Here is a 17,122-nt window from a genome sequence, read left to right as displayed (position 1 = left end):
ACGCTGGGGCGTCAGGCCCCGAGCAGGGCCCGGGCGTGCCAGGCCATGTGGTCCGCCATGAAGGTCTGGATGAACCAGTAGGAGTGGTCGTAGCCCTGCTGCCGGCGCAGCGTCAGCTTCTGACCCGAGCTCGCCGCCGCCTCCTCCAGCGCCTCGGGCCGGAGCTGGACGGTCAGGAACTGGTCCTCCGTCCCCTGGTCCACCAGGATCGCGTCCTGGCGCGGCTGCCGGCGCATCAGCGCGCTCGCGTCCCACTCCGCCCAGGCCGCGCGGTCCGGCCCCAGATAGTTGCCGAAGGCCTTCTCGCCCCAGGGCACCGCGACAGGGTTCGAGATCGGCGCGAAGGCCGAGACCGAGGCCCAGCGCGCGGGCTCGCGCAGCGAGATAACCAGGGCGCCGTGGCCGCCCATGGAATGGCCCATGATGCCGCGCCGCCCGGCCTGGACGGGGAAGCCGGCTTCGATCAGGGTCGGCAGTTCCTCGTTCACATAGGCGAACATGCGGTAGTGCGGCGCCCAGGGCTCGGCCGCCGCGTTCAGGTAGAAGCCGGCGCCGGTCCCGAAGTCCCAGTCGTCGTCCTCGCCGGGAAGGCCGAGTCCGCGCGGGCTGGTGTCCGGGGCGACGAGAACCAGCCCATGCTCGGCGGCGAGGCGCTGGGCGCCCGCCTTGATCATGAAGGTCTCCTCGGTGCAGGTCAGCCCGGCGAGGAAGTAGACCGCCGGCACGGGACCGCGCTCGGCCTGCGGGGGAACGAAGACGGAGAAGCGCATCTCCGTCCCCGTCTCGGCCGAGGCGTGGCTGTAGAAGCCCATCCTGCCGCCGTGGCAGCGATGCTCGGACCGGGTCTGGAACGCGGCCGCCATCAGTAGATCACCACGCTGCGGATGGATTCCCCGCGCGTCATCAGATCGAAGCCGTCGTTGATGCGATCCAGCGGCATGGTGTGCGTGATCATGTCGTCGATGTTGATCCGGCCTTCCATGTACCAGTCGACGATCTTGGGGACGTCGGTGCGGCCCCTCGCCCCACCGAAGGCCGAGCCCTGCCACACCCGCCCGGTGACGAGCTGGAACGGCCGGGTGGAGATCTCCTGACCGGCGGCGGCCACGCCGATGATGGTCGAGACGCCCCAGCCCTTGTGGCAGCATTCCAGCGCCTGGCGCATCAGCGTCGGGTTGCCCACGCATTCGAAGCTGTAGTCGGCGCCGCCCTTGGTCAGGCTGACGAGATAGGGGACGAGGTCGCCCTCGACCTCCTTGGGATTGACGAAATGCGTCATCCCGAACTTGCGGGCCATCGCCTCGCGGGCCGGGTTGATGTCGACGCCGACGATCATGTCGGCCCCGACCATCCGGGCGCCCTGGATCACGTTCAGGCCGATGCCGCCCAGGCCGAAGACGACGACCTTGGAGCCGGCCTCGACCCGCGCGGTGTAGATCACGGCGCCGATGCCGGTGGTGACGCCGCAGCCGATGTAGCAGACCTTGTCGAAGGGAGCGTCCTCGCGGATCTTCGCGAGCGCGATCTCGGGCAGGACCGTGTAGTTCGCGAAGGTCGAGGTGCCCATGTAGTGGTGGATCGGCTTGCCGCCCAGCGAGAAGCGGCTGGTCCCGTCGGGCATCAGGCCCTGGCCCTGGGTGGCGCGGATCGCCTGGCACAGGTTGGTCTTCTGGCTCAGGCAGTATTCGCACTCGCGGCATTCCGGCGTGTAGAGCGGGATCACGTGGTCGCCCTTGCGCAGGCTCCTGACGCCGGGGCCGACGTCGACGACGACGCCCGCGCCCTCATGGCCCAGGATCGCGGGGAAAAGCCCCTCCGGGTCGGCGCCCGAGAGCGTGTACTTGTCGGTGTGGCAGAGGCCGGTGGCCTTCACCTCGACCAGCACCTCGCCCTCGCGCGGTCCCTCGAGCTGGACCGTCTCGATGCTGAGGGGCTTGCCGGCCTCCCAGGCGACTGCGGCACGCACATCCATTTTCCGTCCTTCTCCCTTCTTGATTGGTCTTTTCAGATCGGGCGCGCACTCTAGCCGACCGCGGCGCCCCGTCGCACCCCCGGGATCGCCTAGGGAACCGACATACCTCCATCGCCCCCGGCGGGAACCGGCACTGCCGGCGCCTCCGCCGCGCGCACCACCGTGACCGTGCACGGCGCCTGCGCCACCACCTGGGACGAGACGCTGCCGAGATAGCGGCGCACCGCCGAATGGCCGCGGGCTCCGACGATCAGGTGATCGACGTGGTTCGCGGCGGCGTAGTCGACGATCGCCGCGGCGGGGTCCGGCGCCTCCAGCACGTGGAAGGTGACGCTGTCCTGCGGCAGCCCCATGGGCTGCGCCCACTGCCTTAGCGCGAGCAGCACCTTGACGTGGAGGTTGTTGCCCTCGGCGTCGACATTCATGTCCATGCCGAAGCGGGCCGTCTTCAGCACGGCAAGGCACGCGAGACGCGCGCCGGGCGTGGCGCGGACGAGGCCGAGAACGCTCCTGCGCTGGGCTTCCAGCAGCGCCCCGGCGGCATTGCCGACATCGACCGCCACCGCAACGAAGGGTGCCGCAGAGAGCTGGGCCGCCGCCGTCCGCCTGGCCGGAGCATCGGCCCCGATGGCGCGGAACCAGCGCCGCAGCACGGCGACGCGACCGTCCCGCCCGGAACGCTCGGCACGGTCCGTCAGCACCACCTGGCCGGGGTTCCGCAGCATCAGGGCCAGTTGCGCCGCCGTGTCGTAGCGCGCATCCGGATCGACCTCCAGGCAGCGCAGGATCACCTCCTGCAGCCAGGCGGGGCAGCGCGGCACGATGGCGCGCGGGGGCACCGGGTCGCGATAGAGGCGCCGGCGCAGCCCGCCGACCGAGGCTGGCGTGCCGAACGGAAAGCGCCCCGTCGCCAGGCGGTACAGCACGGCGCCCAGGGCGAAGATGTCGCTGCGCGGGTCGTCGCGCGAGCCCAGCACCTGCTCGGGAGCCATGTAGGCGCCGGTGCCCATGGGGATCCGGAACTCCTCGGCGAGGAAGTCCGGAAGCTGGTCGTGCCGCGACAGGCCATAGTCGATCAGCACCGCGGCGCCCCCGGGTCGGAAGATCACGTTGGCGGGCTTCACGTCCAGGTGGATCACGTGCTGGCGGTGCAGGTCGTGCAGCGCCGTCGCGACCCTGGCCCCGATGTCGGCGACCTGCTCCGCGGGCAGGGGCGCCCCCTCGGCCAGCGCGCCCAGCGGCTCGCCCTGCACGAACTCCGTCACGATGAAGGCCTGCTCCGAGAAGTCCGCCCCCGCCACATAGCGCGGCACGTGCGGCCCCGTGAGCCTGGGCAGGATCATCTGCTCGACCTCGAAGCCCACGATCGAGACCGGGTCGTCGCCGTATCCGAGGCGCGGGATCTTCATGGCCATGGGGAAGTCCTCCTCCCCGTGCCCCTCCGCGCCCTCGCGCCGGACCATCCAGACCGTTGACATCTCGCCGTCGTGGATGCGCTCCAGCAGCGTGAAGCCGCCGATCACCTGCCCCTTGGCCGGCCGTCTCCTCGCCATCGGATCACCTCCCCTCGATCAGGCGGCGCGCCAGGCTCGCCGGCAGCCCGGCTTCCAGCACCTTCCGGGCCGCACTGTCCACGTCATAGGGCACGCGACGGTAGGTCAGGACCCGCGCCTGGGCGTCGAAGATCGCATAGGACGCCGCGGGATCGCCGTCGCGCGGCTGGCCCACCGCCCCGAGCACCGCCAGCCATCGGCGCTGACGCGGCAGCGGGATGCCCGACCCCGCCACCGGCCGGTAGGTCGAGACGACGCCGTCCGCCCGGCGGTCGTACAGGGCCGGGATATGGACGTGCCCGCAGAAGGCATAGGGGAGCGGGTTCGCCTCGATGCTGCGGCGGGCATCGATGGGGCCCGTGACGTAGCCCCAGCGCCCGGGCTCCCAGGCATTGGCATGGACGAGCAGCGCCTCGCCCAGCACGACGGTCGCCGGCAAGCCTGCGAGGAAGGCGCGGCGCGCGGGCCCCAGCCGCTCCCGCGTCCAGCGGATCGCCTTGGCGGCCTCGGGCCGCATCCGCGGGTCCGGCTCCTGGGCGGCGGCGGCCTCGTCATGGTTCCCCTGAACGACAGGCGCGCCCGCTGCGGCCAGCTCGGCGACGGCGTCCACGACCCAGCCGGGGTCGGCGCCGTAGCCGACGAGATCGCCGAGGACGGCGAAGCCGGTCACCGCCTGGGCACGGGCATCCGCCAGGCAGGCCTCCAGGGCTTCACGATTGGCGTGGATGTCGGCAAGCAGAGCGATGCGCATGGCGGGTCTGGGACACAATCCGTTGAGCCCCATTGTGCCACGCCGGAGCTCCGCCGGTCAGCGGCCTGCACACCGCTGGGATCACGATCTTGGAAGGGGCCGCGTCGCCCGGCGCGGCCCCTTGGGTGGCACTCAGCCCCAGACTTCGCGCGCGATCTCGACGATCATCTCGAGCTTGCGCCACTGCTCGTCCTCGGCGAGCGTGTTGCCCTCCTCGGTCGAGGCGAAGCCGCATTGCGGCGACAGGCAGAGCTGGTCGAGCGGCGCGAACTTCGCGGCCTCGTCGATCCTGCGCTTGATGTCGTCCTTCTTCTCGAGCGTGCCGGTCTTGGAGGTCACCAGGCCGAGCACCACGGTCTTGCCCTTGGGCAGGAAGCGCAGCGGCTCGAACCCGCCGGCGCGGTCGGTGTCCCATTCCATGAAGTAGCCGTCCACGTCGATCCCGTTGAACAGGATCTCGGCGACCGGCTCGTAGCCGCCCGACGCGATGAAGGTCGAGCGGAAGTTGCCGCGGCACAGATGCATGGTGATCCGCATGTCGGCGGGCCGCCCGCGCACCGCCCGGTTGATCATGCCGGCATAGATCTCGGGCTGCTTCGCGGGATCGTCGCCGCGCTCGGCCAGCATCCGGCGCTGCTCGGGATCGCAGAGATAGGCGAAGCTGACATCGTCGAGCTGCAGGTAGCGGCAGCCCGCCTCCGCGAAGGCGCCGACCGCCTTGTTGTAGGCGGCGCCGAGATCCGCGTAGAACGGCTCCATCTCGGGATAGACCGCCTGGTCGATCATCTGCCGCCCCGCGCGGTAATGCAGCATGGACGGAGACGGGATCGTCATCTTCGCCACCCGCGAGGTGTTCTCCTTCACGAAGCGGAAGTGCTCGATCATGGGGTGCGAGGAGAAGCCGAGACGGCCGTTCACCCGCAGGCCCTTGGGCTTGAGCTGGACGCCCTTGAACTGGACGCCCTGCTCCATCCAGAAGCCCTCGACGCCGTCCAGGTGCTCGAGGAAGTCGTAGTGCCAGAAGGCCCGGCGGAACTCGCCGTCGGTCACCGCCTCGAGGCCGATCGTCTCCTGCCGGGCGATGATCTTCCGGATCTCCTGGTCCTCGACGGCGCGCAGCCCATCGGCCGCGAGCTCGCCCTTCTCGCGCTTCTCGCGCGCCTCCTTGAGCGGCGCCGTCCGCAGCAGGCTGCCGACCATGTCGGCGCGGAACGGGGGCGTGGAGCGATGCATGGAAATCCTCCCGAGATACTGATGCTTCAGGAAACGACCCGGCGCCGGGCGGGTCGGGCCGGGCGCTCGCCGACGCCGAGATGCAGGGCAAGCGCCGCCTCGTCCGCCAGCAGGTCCTGGGACGTGGAGTAATGCACCACGGCGCCGCGGTCCAGGATTACGGCCATGTCGGTCACCGGCAGGATCTTGCGCGCCTTCTGCTCCACCAGGATCACCGACAGCCCCTCGTCCCGGATCAGCCGGCGAATCGCCGCCAGCAGCTCGTCCACGATGATGGGCGCCAGCCCCTCCAGCGGCTCGTCCAGCAGCAGAAGCCTGGGGTTGAGCATGAGGGCGCGCCCGACCGCCAGCATCTGCTGCTCGCCCCCGGAAAGCTGGTTTCCGAGGTTGCGCCGCCGCTCGGCAAGGCGCGGGAACATCTCGTAGACCCGCGCGAGCCCCCAGGGCCCCGGCCGGGCCACCGAGGTCAGGTTCTCCTCGACGGTCAGGGAGCGGAAGGTGTTCCGCTCCTGCGGGACCCAGCCGATGCCCGCGGCGGCCCGTTGCTCGGCCCGGAGCCGGGTCACGTCGCGCCCGGCGAAGCGGATCGTTCCAGCGACGCGCGTCGTCAGCCCCACGAGGGTGTCGATCAGCGTCGTCTTCCCGACACCGTTGCGGCCCAGCAGGGCAAGCGAGCGGCCCTCCTCCAGCGCGAGGTCCAGCCCATTCAGCACCACGGCCTCGCCGTAGCCGGCGACCAGGCCCTCGACCGACAGGATCTCAGGCATGGACGACCTCCTCCCCCAGATAGACCGTGCGCACGCGCGGGTCCCGCGCGATCTCGTCGACCGTCCCCTCGGTGAACAGGGCGCCCTGGACCAGCACGGAGATCCGGTCGGCGAAGGAGAAGACCAGCTCCATGTCGTGCTCGATCAGGACCACCGTCACCTCGGCCGGCAGCGCCTCGACCATGTCGAGGATCTCGTGCCGCTCGTCCTCGGGCACGCCCGCCGCCGGCTCGTCCAGCAGCAGCACCTGCGGCCTGCAGGCGAGCGCCGCCGCCATCTCCAGCAGGCGCTGCTTGCCGTAGGGAAGCTGCGCGGTCCGGCGCGTCATCACGTCGCCCAGGCGCATGCGCGTCAGCAGCTCGGCCGCCTCGTCCACGACCTCGCTGCGCGTGCCCAAGCGCCGCCACCACTGCGCGCCCGTGCCCAGGCGCTCCGAAACCGCCAGCGCGACGGTCTCCAGCGGCGTCAGGTCCGCGAAAAGCTGGTTGATCTGGAAGGTCCGCGCCATGCCCTTGCGCACCCGGGCCTGCGGCGAGGCCCGGGTGACGTCCTCGCCGCCCAGCAGCACAGAGCCCGCCGTCGCCGACAGCACGCCGGTCAGCAGGTTCACGAAGGTCGTCTTTCCGGCGCCGTTGGGGCCGATCAGGGCATGGCGGCTGCCGCGCCGGACTGCGATCGAGACATCGGAATTCGCGCGGAACCCGCCGAAATCCTTGGTCAGGCCGCGCGTCTCCAGCGCGATCGAGGACTCGGATGCCACGGTCATGCGCGCCTCCCCACGGCGCGGGCCAGAAGGCCGCGCACCCGCTCGACCATCCGGTCGCGCCCGACCAGGACGAGGACCACCAGGAAGAGGCCCATCCAGAACAGCCAGTAGGCCGGCGTGATCGCCGAGAGCCCGTCCTTCAGCAGCGTGAAGGCGACGGCCCCGACCAGCCCCCCGTAGAGATAGCCGGTCCCGCCGATCACGAGGACCAGCAGCGCGTCCGCCGAGCGGGCGAAGTCCAGGATCTCCAGCGAGACGAACTGGGTCGTCTGCGTCAGGAGGGCGCCGGCGATGCCGGCATAGACGGCGGCCAGCGTGTAGACGGCGACGATGCGGCGCGCGGACGCGATGCCGAGGGATCCCGCCCGCAACCGGTTGTCCTTGAGCGCGCGCAGGGACAGGCCGAACGGCGAATGCACGATCCGGCGCGCCAGCAGGAACAGCACGAACAGCACCGCCAGACTGTAGGCGTAGGCGGTGGTGCCGAAGATGTCGAACTCGAACAGCCCGGCGATCGGCCCCGGCGCGACGCCCAGCAGGCCGTCGGCACCGCCGGTGATCCAGTCGAGCCGGTTGGCGAGCTCGTGGAAGATCAGCGCGACGCCGAGCGTGACCATCAGCCGCGTCAGGTCGGTGCCGCGCAGGATTAGGAAGCTCGACAGGAAGCCCACGGCCCCGGCCAGCGCGCCGGCAGCCAGCAGCCCCGTCAGCGGCTCGGACACGCCGTGCTTGGTCAGCAGGCCGGCGGCATAGGCGCCGATGCCCAGGAAGGCCGCGTGGCCCAGCGACACGATCCCGGCGAAGCCGAGGATCAGGTCGAGCGACAGGGTGAAAAGGCCGAGGATCGCGATCTCGTTCAGCAGCAGATGGCGGTCGGGGAGCGCGAAGAGCGCGCCGACGGCGACGGCCCAGAATGCGAACTCGGCCGGCTTCCAGCGGGACTTGCCGATCAGGAAGTCCCGGGGCGCCGTGGAGGCGGGCGTCCCGCTGGGGGTCCCGCTGGGGGCGGCGGCGCCGTTCAGGGTGGATGCGTCCGACACGGACTTGCTCCTCTCAGGCCGAGCCGCGGGCGAAGAGGCCCTGAGGCCTCAGCATCAGGATGGCGATCATGACGAAGTAGATGATGAAGGCGCCGAGGCCGGGCACGAGGTACTTGCCCGCGACGTCGGTCACCCCGAGCAGCAGGGCGGCGAGCAGCGGTCCCGTCAGCCCCGAGGTGCCGCCCACGGTCACGACGATCAGGAAGTACAGCATGAACTTCAGCGGGAAGGTCGGGTCCAGCCCGACGATCTCCGCCGAGAGGGCGCCGCCCAGGCCGGCGAGGCCCGAGCCGACGGCGAAGGTGACAACGAAGATCCGGCCGACCTCGATCCCGAGGCCGCGGGCCGCCCGCGCGTCGTCCACCGCCGCCCGGAGCTGGCTGCCGAAGCGCGTCGAGGCCAGCGCCCATTGCAGCAGCAGCGTCAGGACCCCGCACAGCCCGATGATCAGCAGGCGGTAGACGCCGACGCCAACCCCCAGGATCTCGACCCGGCCGCGCAGGAAGGCGGGGATCTGCACGATCTGCTGCTGGGATCCCATCAGGAAGTCGACAGCGGCGATCGACATGAAGACGATGCCGATCGAGAACAACACCTGGTCGAGGTGGCTGCGTGAATAGAGCCGCGCGTAGAGCGTTCGTTCGGCCAGCGCGCCGAGCAGCGCCGTGGCGACGAAGGCCAGCGGCAGGCAGGCCAGGAAGGGCACGCCGAAACGCTGCATCAGGACCACAGTCACGTAGCCCCCCGCCATGGCGAAGGCACCGTGGGCCAGGTTCACGAAGTTCATCAGGCCGAGCGTCACGGCGAGGCCGCAGGCCAGGATGAACAGCAGCATGCCGTAGGCGACGCCGTCGAAGAGGATGGTGAGCACCGGAATCTCCGCTGGGGATGGAGCGGGCCGGCGGCCGGCGCGGCAAGGCGCCGGCCGCCGACGGGCCTCAGCCGCCCTTCGCCGCCTTGGTCGGGTCCTTGACGGCTTCGAAGGTCGCGAACTCGACGTTGTGGAGCTCGTCCTCGACCTTCTCGACCTTGCGGATATAGATGTTCTGGACCATCTCCCGCGTCGCGGCATCGATCTGGACTGGCCCGCGCGGACTGGTCCAGCTCATGCCCTTCATGGCGTCCAAGAGCGCGGTGCCGTCGGTCGAGCCGCCGGTCTTCTTCAGTGCCTCGTAGATCACGTGCATGCCGTCCCAGCCGCCCACGGCCATGAAGTTCGGCCGGGCGTTGCTGGCCTTGCGGAAGGCGTCGACGAAGGCCTTGTTCTCCGGCGACTGGTGCGCGGCGGCATAGTGGTGCGAGGTGATGACGCCCAGCGCCGCATCGCCCATGTCGTTCAGGATGTCGTCGTCGGTCACGTCGCCCGTGGCCAGCAGCTTGACACCCGACTTGTCGAGGCCGCGCTCGACGAACTGCTTCATGAACTGGGCCCCGACGCCAGAGGGCACGAAGACGAAGAGCGCGTCGGGCTTGGCGTCCACCACGCGCTGCAGGAAGGGCGCGAAATCGGGGTTGCGCAGGGGCACGCGAAGCTCGCCCACGGACTCGCCGCCCGCGGCGGTGAAGCGGTCCTTGAACGACTTCTCGGCATCGATGCCCGGGCCGTAGTCCGACACCAGGGACATCATCTTCTTCACGCCGTTCTTTGCGGCCCAGTCCGCCATGACGACGGTGGCCTGCGGCAGGGTGAAGCTCGTCCGCACGAAGAAGGGCGACTGCTCGGTGATGGCCGAGGTCGCGGCCGCCATCACGATGGCCGGCACCTTGCCCTGCGTCGCGATGGGCGCGGCGGCGTAGGCGAGCGGCGTCAGGCCGAAACCGCCCAGGAACGACACCTTCTCGTTCACGACCAGCTCCTGCGTCAGGCGCCGGGTGACGTCGGGGGTCCCGGTGTCGTCGCGCACCAGCAGCTCGATCTTGCGGCCGGCGACGGTATCGCCGTGCTGCGCGATGTAGAGCCGCGCCGCAGCCTCGATCTGCCGCCCGGTGGAGGCGAAGGGGCCCGTCATGGGCAGGACCAGACCGACCTTGGCGACCTGCTGGGCCTGGGCGGGAAGCCCGCCGGCGAGGGCGGCCGCAACGGCCGCCGCCGCCAGAAACTGTCTCCTGAGCATCATTCCTCCTGTTCTCTGCATTGGCTGCATTGGTGGTCTTCTTCACGGCCCGCACGGGGCGTGGTCAGGCGCCCGGTGCAGCGGCACCGGGTACCTGGGGCGCCGGACGGGGCGAAAGTCGGCGAGGTGCGGGGCACCGTTCGGCGCGGCATGGGCGCACGGTGCCGGCCGCGGTCGCGGCGGACGGCGGTCCGGCTGCCCCTCTCCCAGGAGGACGCTGGGCCGATCGGACAAGTCACGCCTCCCTGGTGCGGCCATTCGGGACCGACGTTCGATGCGGCTTCGGCGGCGAGGCGCCCCCGCATCGTTATGAAAACGTACAATTGCTCGTGCGAAGTGTCCTATTGCTTCGCTATCCGAATATATGAGCGGCCGGTTATACCGCTGCCCCGCTTCGGCCGGGGGCGGCGCTGCATCCTCGTGCATCATAGGCCCGACGATCGGCATATCAAGCGATCCGCCCGGAACGACGCGCATGCCGCCCCCTATCGCAGCGCGGCGGCGCGGCGCTCGACCCGCCGGATCCCGAACGCGGCCGCCAGCCCGGCGAGTGCCGCGCCGGCCAGGAGCAGCGGGGCCGACGACCAGCCGCCGGCCGTGCTGACGATCAGGGCCAGGGCCGGCGGCCCCACGAGCTGGCCGCAGTTGATGCCCTGCACGATCATGCCGTTCACGGTTCCGACGAGATCCGGCCGCGGCGCGAAGGCGGCCGCCGCTCCGAGCACCGTCGCCGGCAGCAGCCCGCCGACCACCGCGAAGACCAGGCACAGCGCATAGCGCACCAGGCCCGGCATGGACGCGGCGAAGATGCCGAAGGAAGCCGCGCCCATGGCGCAGCATGCCAGGGCCATCAGCGCCCAGCGCGGCCAGCCCCGGCGCAGGAGCCCGCCCGCGGCGACATTGCCGGCGGCATTGCCGTAGACGGCCAGCGCGGTCAGCGGGACGGCCTCGGCCGCCGACAGGCCCTGCCCCTCGATCAGGAAGGTCGGCAGGAAGCCGAACACCGTGATGAAGGACATGCTGTAGAAAAAGAAGCTGACCGCCAGCAGCCACGGCCCGCGCCGGCCGGCGGCAAGCGCCAGGCGGGGCAGCACCCGCCCGCGCGCCGCGCCCGCGCGCCCGGCGCCGCGCGGAAAGGCAACCGCCAGCAGCAGGCCGGAGAGGGCGGTCAGGGCCGCCGCGGCCAGCCATCCCGCCCGCCAGCCGAAGACGTGCAGCAGCGGCACCGAGAGCAGCATCATGGTCCCGAGGCCGAGGGGCATCCAGGCGCCCCAGAGAGCGAAGGCCATGCGCCGGTCCGCCGGCTGCGTCGCATACACGATCAGCCCCGGCGCCGAGACCAGCACGAGGATGAGCCCGCAGCCCTCGACTGCGCGCGACACGAAGAGCTGCAAGGGCGCCAGCGCGGCCGCCCCGGCCAGGCTGCCGCAGGTCAGCAGCCCCAGCCCCGCCAGGAAGGCGCCCCGTGGCCCTACCCTGTCCGTCAGGGCGCCGATGCCCGCCCCGAGGACGGCGCCCACCAGCGCCGTCAGGGACACCACCCAGCCGGCCGCCACCAGGCCGATCCCGAGATCCGAGCGGATCTCCGCCAGGGCGGGCGGCGCCTTTCCGACATGCATGGCCGCGGCGACGCCCGCGAAGACCACGAGCAGGACCCGCCGCCATGCGGTCGCGGCCTCCCGACCGGAAGGATCCGTCCCCGAGACCGCCGACACCCTTCGCCTCCACCACCATGCACGCCCTCCGCGGACGCCAGCCCCGCGGATTACAGACGGCCGGTCCGCTTGACAAGCACAGTACGCCCAACCAAGCTGTTCGGAAATCAGCATTGTGTGCGTTATACGCACACCATCTCCCACGATGGAGGTTGCCCTGTCAACGATCACGTCCCTGCGCGAGGCGGTTTCGGCCCTGGTGCGCGATGGCGACACCGTCGCGCTCGAAGGCTTCACGCACCTGATCCCCCATGCCGCGGGGCACGAGCTGATCCGCCAGGGCCGCCGCGACCTGACGCTGGTCCGCATGACGCCCGACCTGATCTACGACCAGATGATCGGAATGGGATGCGCGTCTCGGCTGGTCTTCTCCTGGGGCGGCAACCCCGGCGTCGGCTCGCTGCACCGACTGCGCGACGCGGTCGAGAACGGCTGGCCGCACCCGCTCGCCATCGACGAGCACAGCCATGCCGGCCTCGCCAACGCCTATGTGGCGGGCGCGTCGAACCTGCCCTTCGCCGTGCTGCGCGGCTATGCCGGGTCCGACCTGCCGCACCACAACGACCGCATCCGGTTCATCACCTGTCCCTTCACCGGCGAGCAGCTGGCGGCGATCCCGTCGATCCGGCCGGACGTGACAATCATCCACGCGCAGAAGGCCGACCGCAGGGGCAACGTGCTGATGTGGGGCATCGTCGGCGTGCAGAAGGAGGCGGTGCTGGCGGCGAAGCGGGCCATCGTGACGGTCGAGGAGATCGTGGACGAATTGGACGCCCCGCCCAACGCCGTGGTGCTGCCGCGCTGGGTGGTCTCGGCGGTCTGCGCGGTGCCGCGCGGCGCCATGCCGTCCTATGCCCAGGGTTACTATGCCCGCGACAACGCCTTCTACAAGCGCTGGGACCCCGTCGCCCGCTCGCGCGAGGGCTTCGCGGCCTGGATGCGCCGCCACGTGCAGGAGACAGAGGATTTCGACGGGTTCCTGCGCGTGCTGGAAGAGACCCGCAGGCAGGAGGCCGCGTGATGACGACCCAGGATTTCAGCGCGACCGAGATGATGACGGTCGCGGCCAGCCGCCTGCTCAAGGACGGCACCGTCTGCTTCGTCGGCATCGGCCTGCCCTCGACCGCGGCCAATCTCGCGCGGCTGACCCACGCCCCGGAGGTCGTGCTGATCTACGAGAGCGGCCCGATCGGCGCCAAGCCCGAGGTGCTGCCCCTCTCCATCGGCGACGGCGAGCTGGCGGAGACCGCCGACACCGTGGTCTCGACGCCGGAGATCTTCCGCTACTGGCTGCAGGGCGGCCGGATCGACGTGGGGTTCCTGGGCGCGGCCCAGATCGACCGCTTCGCCAACATCAACACCACGGTGATCGGCCCCTACGGGAAGCCCCGCACGCGCCTTCCCGGCGCCGGCGGGGCGCCGGAGATCGCGGCCCAGACCAGGGAGGTGTTCATCGTGCTGAAGCAGTCGGCGCGCGCCTTCGTGGGCAAGCTCGACTTCATCACCTCGGCCGGGTATCTCGAGGGCGGCGACGCGCGCGAGCGGGCGCGCCTGCCCGGCAAGGGGCCGACGGCGGTGATCACCGACCTCGGCATCTTGACACCGGACCCGGTAACCAGGGAGCTGACCTTGACGAGCATCCATCCCGGTGTTTCCGTCGAGGAGGTCCGGGCGGCGACCGGCTGGGACCTGAAGGTCGCGCCGGACCTTCGGACGACCGCGGCGCCGGAGCCGCACGAGCTGGCGGCGCTGCGCGACCTTCTCGCGCGCACGGCCAGGGCCCACGGGCAGTCCGCCGGCGGGGAGGCATGAGCATGGCCGAAGCCTTCATCTGCGATGCAGTCCGCACCCCGATCGGCCGCTTCGGCGGCTCGCTGTCGGCCGTGCGCGCCGACGATCTGGCGGCGGTCCCGCTGTCGGCGCTCAAGGCCCGCCACCGGGACGTCGACTGGCAGGCCGTCGACGACGTGATCCTCGGCTGCGCGAACCAGGCGGGCGAGGACAACCGCAACGTCGCGCGCATGGCGCTGCTGCTGGCCGGCCTGCCCGAGACGGTGGGCGGCAGCACCGTGAACCGTCTCTGCGGGTCCGGCCTGGATGCGATCGCGACCGCGGCGCGCGCCATCAGGGCCGGCGAGGCCGGGCTGATGGTCGCGGGCGGCGTCGAGAGCATGAGCCGCGCGCCCTTCGTGATGCCCAAGGCCGAGGCCGCCTTCTCGCGGGCCATGGAGGTCCACGACACCACGATCGGCTGGCGCTTCGTGAACCCCCGCATGAAGGAGGCCTACGGCGTCGATTCCATGCCCGAGACCGCCGAGAACGTCGCCGAGCAGTTCGGGATCGGCCGTGCGGACCAGGACGCCTTCGCGCTGCGCAGCCAGCAGCGGGCGGCCCACGCGATCCGGGAGGGGCTTCTTGCCGCCGAGCTGGTGCCGGTGACCATCCGCGGGCGGAAAGGCGACACGGTGTTGGAGCGGGACGAGCATCCCCGCGAGACGACGCTGGAGGCCCTGGCCGGGCTCAAGCCCATCGTGCGGCCCGGCGGCACGGTCACGGCCGGCAACGCCTCGGGCGTGAACGACGGCGCTGCGGCGCTGATCCTCGCCTCGGAGGAGGCCGCGCGCCGTCACGGCCTGACGCCGCGGGCACGCGTCGTCGCCGCGGCGAGCGCGGGCGTTCCGCCGCGCATCATGGGGATCGGCCCCGTCCCCGCCACCCGCAAGCTTCTCGAGCGCACGGGACTGACCCTGGGGCAGATCGACCTGATCGAGCTGAACGAGGCCTTTGCGGCGCAGGCCCTCGCGGTTCTGCGCGAGCTCGGCCTGCCGGACGAGGCCGATCACGTGAACCCCTGGGGCGGTGCCATCGCGCTGGGCCATCCGTTGGGCATGAGCGGGGCGCGCCTTGCCGCGACCGCCCTCAGCCAGCTGGAGCGCAGCGGCGCCCGACGCGCGCTGTGCACCATGTGCATCGGTGTCGGCCAGGGCATTGCCCTGGTCATCGAGAAGGTCTGAAACCGACCGGGAGAGTGCCATGCCCTTCGTCCGAGCGGGCGGACTGACCGTCCATTACGATCTGACCGCGCCCGAGGGGGCGCCGACGGTCCTGTTCTCGAATTCGCTCGGCACCAACCTGCATGTCTGGGATCCCGTCATGCCGGCGCTGGCCGGGCGCTACCGGATCCTGCGCTACGACATGCGGGGCCACGGCATGACCGATGCGCCGCCCGCCGGTGCCGGCTATTCCATCGACGTGCTGGCCGGGGACGCGCTGGCGCTGCTCGACGCGCTGGGCATCGGACGCGTCCATGTCTGCGGCCTGTCGATCGGCGGGATGGTCGCGCAAAAGCTGGGCGTCACCGCGCCGGACCGGGTCGCCTCGCTGATCCTGTGCGACACGGCCAACCGCATCGGGCCGCCCTCCAACTGGGATGCCCGGGTGGCGGCGATCCGGGCCAACGGGATCGAGAGCATCGCCGACGCCGTGATGGAGCGGTGGTTCACCCCGCGCTTCCGCGCGGATCGGCCCGAGATCGTCCAGGGCGCCGTGAACATGATGACCCGGACGCCGGTGGAGGGCTATATCGGCTGCGCGCTGGCGGTGCGCGACGCCGACCTCGCCGCCGACGACGCGCGGATCGCCTGCCCCACGCTGGTGCTCGCGGGGGACCAGGACTTGGCGACGCCGCCCGACCTCGTCGAGGCGACCGCCCGCGCCATTCCGGGCGCCAGCTTCGCGCTGATCCCCTCGGCTTCGCACATCCCCTGCATGGAGCAGCCGGACGCGCTGGCCCGCCAGATCCGCGGCTTCCTCGACGGGATCGCCGCCTGAACCAGGAGGGAAAGGGCATGACCGACCCTGCCTTCGGCGATCCGCTGCTCGACCCGCTCTTCACCACCCCCGCCGCGGCCGTGGCCTTCTCGCCGCGGCGGAGGCTCCAGGGCATGCTGGATTTCGAGGCGGCCCTCGCCCGGGCCGAGGCGCGCGCCGGCGTGATCCCCACCGAGGCGGTCGGGCCCATCGCGGCGGCATGCCGGGCCGAGCTCTACGACCTCGGGGAGCTCGGGGCCGAGGCCGCCCTGGCCGGCAACACCGCAATCCCGATGGTCAAGCACCTGACCCGACGGGTGAAGGCGACCGATGCCGAGGCCGCGCGCTTCGTGCATTGGGGCGCGACCAGCCAGGATGCCATGGACACCGGGCTGGTGCTGCAGCTCCGCACCTTCGCGGACGGGCTGGACGCGGATCTCGGCCGGCTCGACCGCGCGCTGGCGGAGCTGGCCGACCGGCACCGCGGCACGCCCATGATCGCGCGGACCTGGCTGCAGCACGCCCTGCCGACCACCCTCGGCCTGAAGGCCGCGGGCTGGCTGGACGCCCTGCGCCGGGACCGCGCCCGGCTTGCCGCGGCCGGCGAAAGGCTTGCGCTGCAGTTCGGCGGCGCCGCCGGCACGCTGGCCGCCCTCGGCCCGAAGGCCATGCCCGTCGCCGAGGCGCTGGCCGAAGAGCTGGACCTTCCGCTGCCCGCCCTGCCCTGGCACGCCGCCCGCGACCGGGTGGTCGAGACCGCGACGGCCCTGGGCCTCCTGGCGGGGACGCTGGGCAAGCTCGGGCGCGACCTGTCGCTGATGATGCAGACCGAGGTGGCCGAGGCCTTCGAGCCCGCGGCGCCCGGACGCGGCGGCTCCTCGACCATGCCGCACAAGCGCAACCCCGTGGGCGCGGCCGTCCTGCTGGCGGCGGCGGTGCGGGCGCCCGCGCTCGTCTCCGGGCTGCTGGCCGGCATGGTGCAGGAGCACGAGCGGGGACTGGGCGGTTGGCATGCCGAATGGCAGGCCCTGCCCGACCTGTGCCGCCTCGTCGCGGGGTCCGCGCACCAGGCGGCCGAGATCGTCTCGGGCCTGGAGATCGACGCCGAGCGGCTGCGCGCCGACATCGGCATCACGCGCGGCCTGATCATGGCAGAGGCCGTGACCATGGCCCTGGGCGAGCGGATGGGACGCATGGCGGCGCATGAGCGCGTCTCTGCCGCCAGCCGGCGCGCGGCGGAGGAAGGCCGATCCCTGCGCGCGGTGCTGGAGGAGGACCCCCAGGTCACGGAGCTGCTCGACGTGGAGGCCCTCGACCGCCTTTTCGACCCCCTGAACTATGTGGGCGCCGCCGACGCCTTCGTGGACCGCGTCCTCGCCGGAAGGTGCGGCTGACCGCGAG

General features: G+C 71.5%; 16 protein-coding genes. 5 read left to right on the top strand and 11 right to left on the bottom strand.

Annotated features, from left to right (window positions below; all coding sequences use genetic code 11):
* Nucleotides 1–11: 11 nt before the first annotated feature.
* The 11 genes from fghA to JUB13_RS12070 all read right to left on the bottom strand — a co-directional run bounded on the left by fghA (nucleotide 12) and on the right by JUB13_RS12070 (nucleotide 11,911).
* Entirely contained in the window at nucleotides 12–863 is an 852-nt protein-coding gene (gene fghA, locus JUB13_RS12120) for an S-formylglutathione hydrolase (RefSeq protein WP_207479139.1), read from the bottom strand.
* Nucleotides 863–1,972: an S-(hydroxymethyl)glutathione dehydrogenase/class III alcohol dehydrogenase gene (locus JUB13_RS12115; protein WP_207479137.1), complete on the bottom strand. Its 1,110-nt coding sequence runs from the start codon at nucleotides 1,970–1,972 to the stop codon at nucleotides 863–865. Before JUB13_RS12115 ends, fghA begins: the two co-directional genes overlap by 1 nt.
* A gap of 89 nt (nucleotides 1,973–2,061) precedes the next feature.
* Entirely contained in the window at nucleotides 2,062–3,525 is a 1,464-nt protein-coding gene (locus JUB13_RS12110; protein WP_207479135.1) for a bifunctional serine/threonine-protein kinase/universal stress protein, read from the bottom strand.
* Between the two features lie 4 nt (nucleotides 3,526–3,529).
* Complete coding sequence (locus JUB13_RS12105; RefSeq protein WP_207479133.1) at nucleotides 3,530–4,276, bottom strand: metallophosphoesterase family protein; 747 nt, start codon at nucleotides 4,274–4,276, stop codon at nucleotides 3,530–3,532.
* A gap of 132 nt (nucleotides 4,277–4,408) precedes the next feature.
* Complete coding sequence (locus JUB13_RS12100) at nucleotides 4,409–5,509, bottom strand: 5-methyltetrahydropteroyltriglutamate--homocysteine S-methyltransferase (protein WP_207479132.1); 1,101 nt, start codon at nucleotides 5,507–5,509, stop codon at nucleotides 4,409–4,411.
* Between the two features lie 26 nt (nucleotides 5,510–5,535).
* Nucleotides 5,536–6,276, bottom strand: a complete 741-nt coding sequence (locus tag JUB13_RS12095) for an ABC transporter ATP-binding protein (RefSeq protein ID WP_207479130.1) — start codon at nucleotides 6,274–6,276, stop codon at nucleotides 5,536–5,538.
* Complete coding sequence (locus JUB13_RS12090; RefSeq protein WP_207479129.1) at nucleotides 6,269–7,042, bottom strand: ABC transporter ATP-binding protein; 774 nt, start codon at nucleotides 7,040–7,042, stop codon at nucleotides 6,269–6,271. The genes JUB13_RS12095 and JUB13_RS12090 overlap by 8 nt, the downstream gene beginning before the upstream one ends.
* Entirely contained in the window at nucleotides 7,039–8,082 is a 1,044-nt protein-coding gene (locus JUB13_RS12085; RefSeq protein WP_207479128.1) for a branched-chain amino acid ABC transporter permease, read from the bottom strand. The genes JUB13_RS12090 and JUB13_RS12085 overlap by 4 nt, the downstream gene beginning before the upstream one ends.
* A 13-nt stretch (nucleotides 8,083–8,095) precedes the next feature.
* Nucleotides 8,096–8,953, bottom strand: a complete 858-nt coding sequence (locus tag JUB13_RS12080; RefSeq protein WP_207479127.1) for a branched-chain amino acid ABC transporter permease — start codon at nucleotides 8,951–8,953, stop codon at nucleotides 8,096–8,098.
* 67 nt (nucleotides 8,954–9,020) lie between these two features.
* Entirely contained in the window at nucleotides 9,021–10,199 is a 1,179-nt protein-coding gene (locus JUB13_RS12075; RefSeq protein WP_236024910.1) for an ABC transporter substrate-binding protein, read from the bottom strand.
* A 482-nt stretch (nucleotides 10,200–10,681) separates the two neighbouring features.
* Nucleotides 10,682–11,911 (bottom strand): MFS transporter, encoded by a 1,230-nt coding sequence (locus tag JUB13_RS12070; RefSeq protein ID WP_207479126.1) that lies wholly within the window; start codon nucleotides 11,909–11,911, stop codon nucleotides 10,682–10,684.
* Between the two features lie 145 nt (nucleotides 11,912–12,056).
* Between JUB13_RS12070 and JUB13_RS12065 the strand changes: the two genes are divergently transcribed.
* From JUB13_RS12065 to JUB13_RS12045, 5 genes are read left to right on the top strand one after another with little or no spacing between them, the layout of a single operon-like run.
* Nucleotides 12,057–12,932: a CoA transferase subunit A gene (locus JUB13_RS12065; protein WP_236024909.1), complete on the top strand. Its 876-nt coding sequence runs from the start codon at nucleotides 12,057–12,059 to the stop codon at nucleotides 12,930–12,932.
* Complete coding sequence (locus tag JUB13_RS12060) at nucleotides 12,932–13,723, top strand: CoA-transferase subunit beta (RefSeq protein ID WP_207479125.1); 792 nt, start codon at nucleotides 12,932–12,934, stop codon at nucleotides 13,721–13,723. Before JUB13_RS12065 ends, JUB13_RS12060 begins: the two co-directional genes overlap by 1 nt.
* A 2-nt stretch (nucleotides 13,724–13,725) precedes the next feature.
* On the top strand, nucleotides 13,726–14,925 hold the full coding sequence (gene pcaF, locus JUB13_RS12055; protein ID WP_207479123.1) for a 3-oxoadipyl-CoA thiolase: 1,200 nt from the start codon (nucleotides 13,726–13,728) through the stop codon (nucleotides 14,923–14,925).
* Nucleotides 14,926–14,944: 19 nt separating this feature from the next.
* Complete coding sequence (pcaD, locus tag JUB13_RS12050) at nucleotides 14,945–15,742, top strand: 3-oxoadipate enol-lactonase (RefSeq protein ID WP_207479121.1); 798 nt, start codon at nucleotides 14,945–14,947, stop codon at nucleotides 15,740–15,742.
* Between the two features lie 17 nt (nucleotides 15,743–15,759).
* Nucleotides 15,760–17,115, top strand: a complete 1,356-nt coding sequence (locus JUB13_RS12045) for a 3-carboxy-cis,cis-muconate cycloisomerase (protein ID WP_207479119.1) — start codon at nucleotides 15,760–15,762, stop codon at nucleotides 17,113–17,115.
* The last annotated feature ends 7 nt before the right edge of the window (nucleotides 17,116–17,122 follow it).

This window comes from Arenibaculum pallidiluteum (assembly GCF_017355985.1).
GTDB classification, from domain to species: Bacteria; Pseudomonadota; Alphaproteobacteria; order Azospirillales; family Azospirillaceae; genus Arenibaculum; species Arenibaculum pallidiluteum.
Note: the sequence above shows the minus strand (reverse complement) of the source record. Positions and strands in the feature narration are given on the sequence as shown.

Excerpts from the sequence above, each read along its gene's own strand:
- JUB13_RS12060 (WP_207479125.1), top strand. The coding sequence starts at position 12,932 with ATGACGACCCAGGATTTCAGCGCGACCGAGATGATGACGGTCGCGGCC.
- JUB13_RS12105 (WP_207479133.1), bottom strand. The coding sequence starts at position 4,276 with ATGCGCATCGCTCTGCTTGCCGACATCCACGCCAATCGTGAAGCCCTG.
- JUB13_RS12075 (WP_236024910.1), bottom strand. The coding sequence starts at position 10,199 with ATGATGCTCAGGAGACAGTTTCTGGCGGCGGCGGCCGTTGCGGCCGCC.
- fghA (WP_207479139.1), bottom strand. The coding sequence starts at position 863 with ATGGCGGCCGCGTTCCAGACCCGGTCCGAGCATCGCTGCCACGGCGGC.
- JUB13_RS12095 (WP_207479130.1), bottom strand. The coding sequence starts at position 6,276 with ATGCCTGAGATCCTGTCGGTCGAGGGCCTGGTCGCCGGCTACGGCGAG.
- JUB13_RS12115 (WP_207479137.1), bottom strand. The coding sequence starts at position 1,972 with ATGGATGTGCGTGCCGCAGTCGCCTGGGAGGCCGGCAAGCCCCTCAGC.
- pcaD (WP_207479121.1), top strand. The coding sequence starts at position 14,945 with ATGCCCTTCGTCCGAGCGGGCGGACTGACCGTCCATTACGATCTGACC.
- JUB13_RS12110 (WP_207479135.1), bottom strand. The coding sequence starts at position 3,525 with ATGGCGAGGAGACGGCCGGCCAAGGGGCAGGTGATCGGCGGCTTCACG.
- pcaF (WP_207479123.1), top strand. The coding sequence starts at position 13,726 with ATGGCCGAAGCCTTCATCTGCGATGCAGTCCGCACCCCGATCGGCCGC.
- JUB13_RS12065 (WP_236024909.1), top strand. The coding sequence starts at position 12,057 with ATGGAGGTTGCCCTGTCAACGATCACGTCCCTGCGCGAGGCGGTTTCG.
- JUB13_RS12045 (WP_207479119.1), top strand. The coding sequence starts at position 15,760 with ATGACCGACCCTGCCTTCGGCGATCCGCTGCTCGACCCGCTCTTCACC.
- JUB13_RS12100 (WP_207479132.1), bottom strand. The coding sequence starts at position 5,509 with ATGCATCGCTCCACGCCCCCGTTCCGCGCCGACATGGTCGGCAGCCTG.
- JUB13_RS12090 (WP_207479129.1), bottom strand. The coding sequence starts at position 7,042 with ATGACCGTGGCATCCGAGTCCTCGATCGCGCTGGAGACGCGCGGCCTG.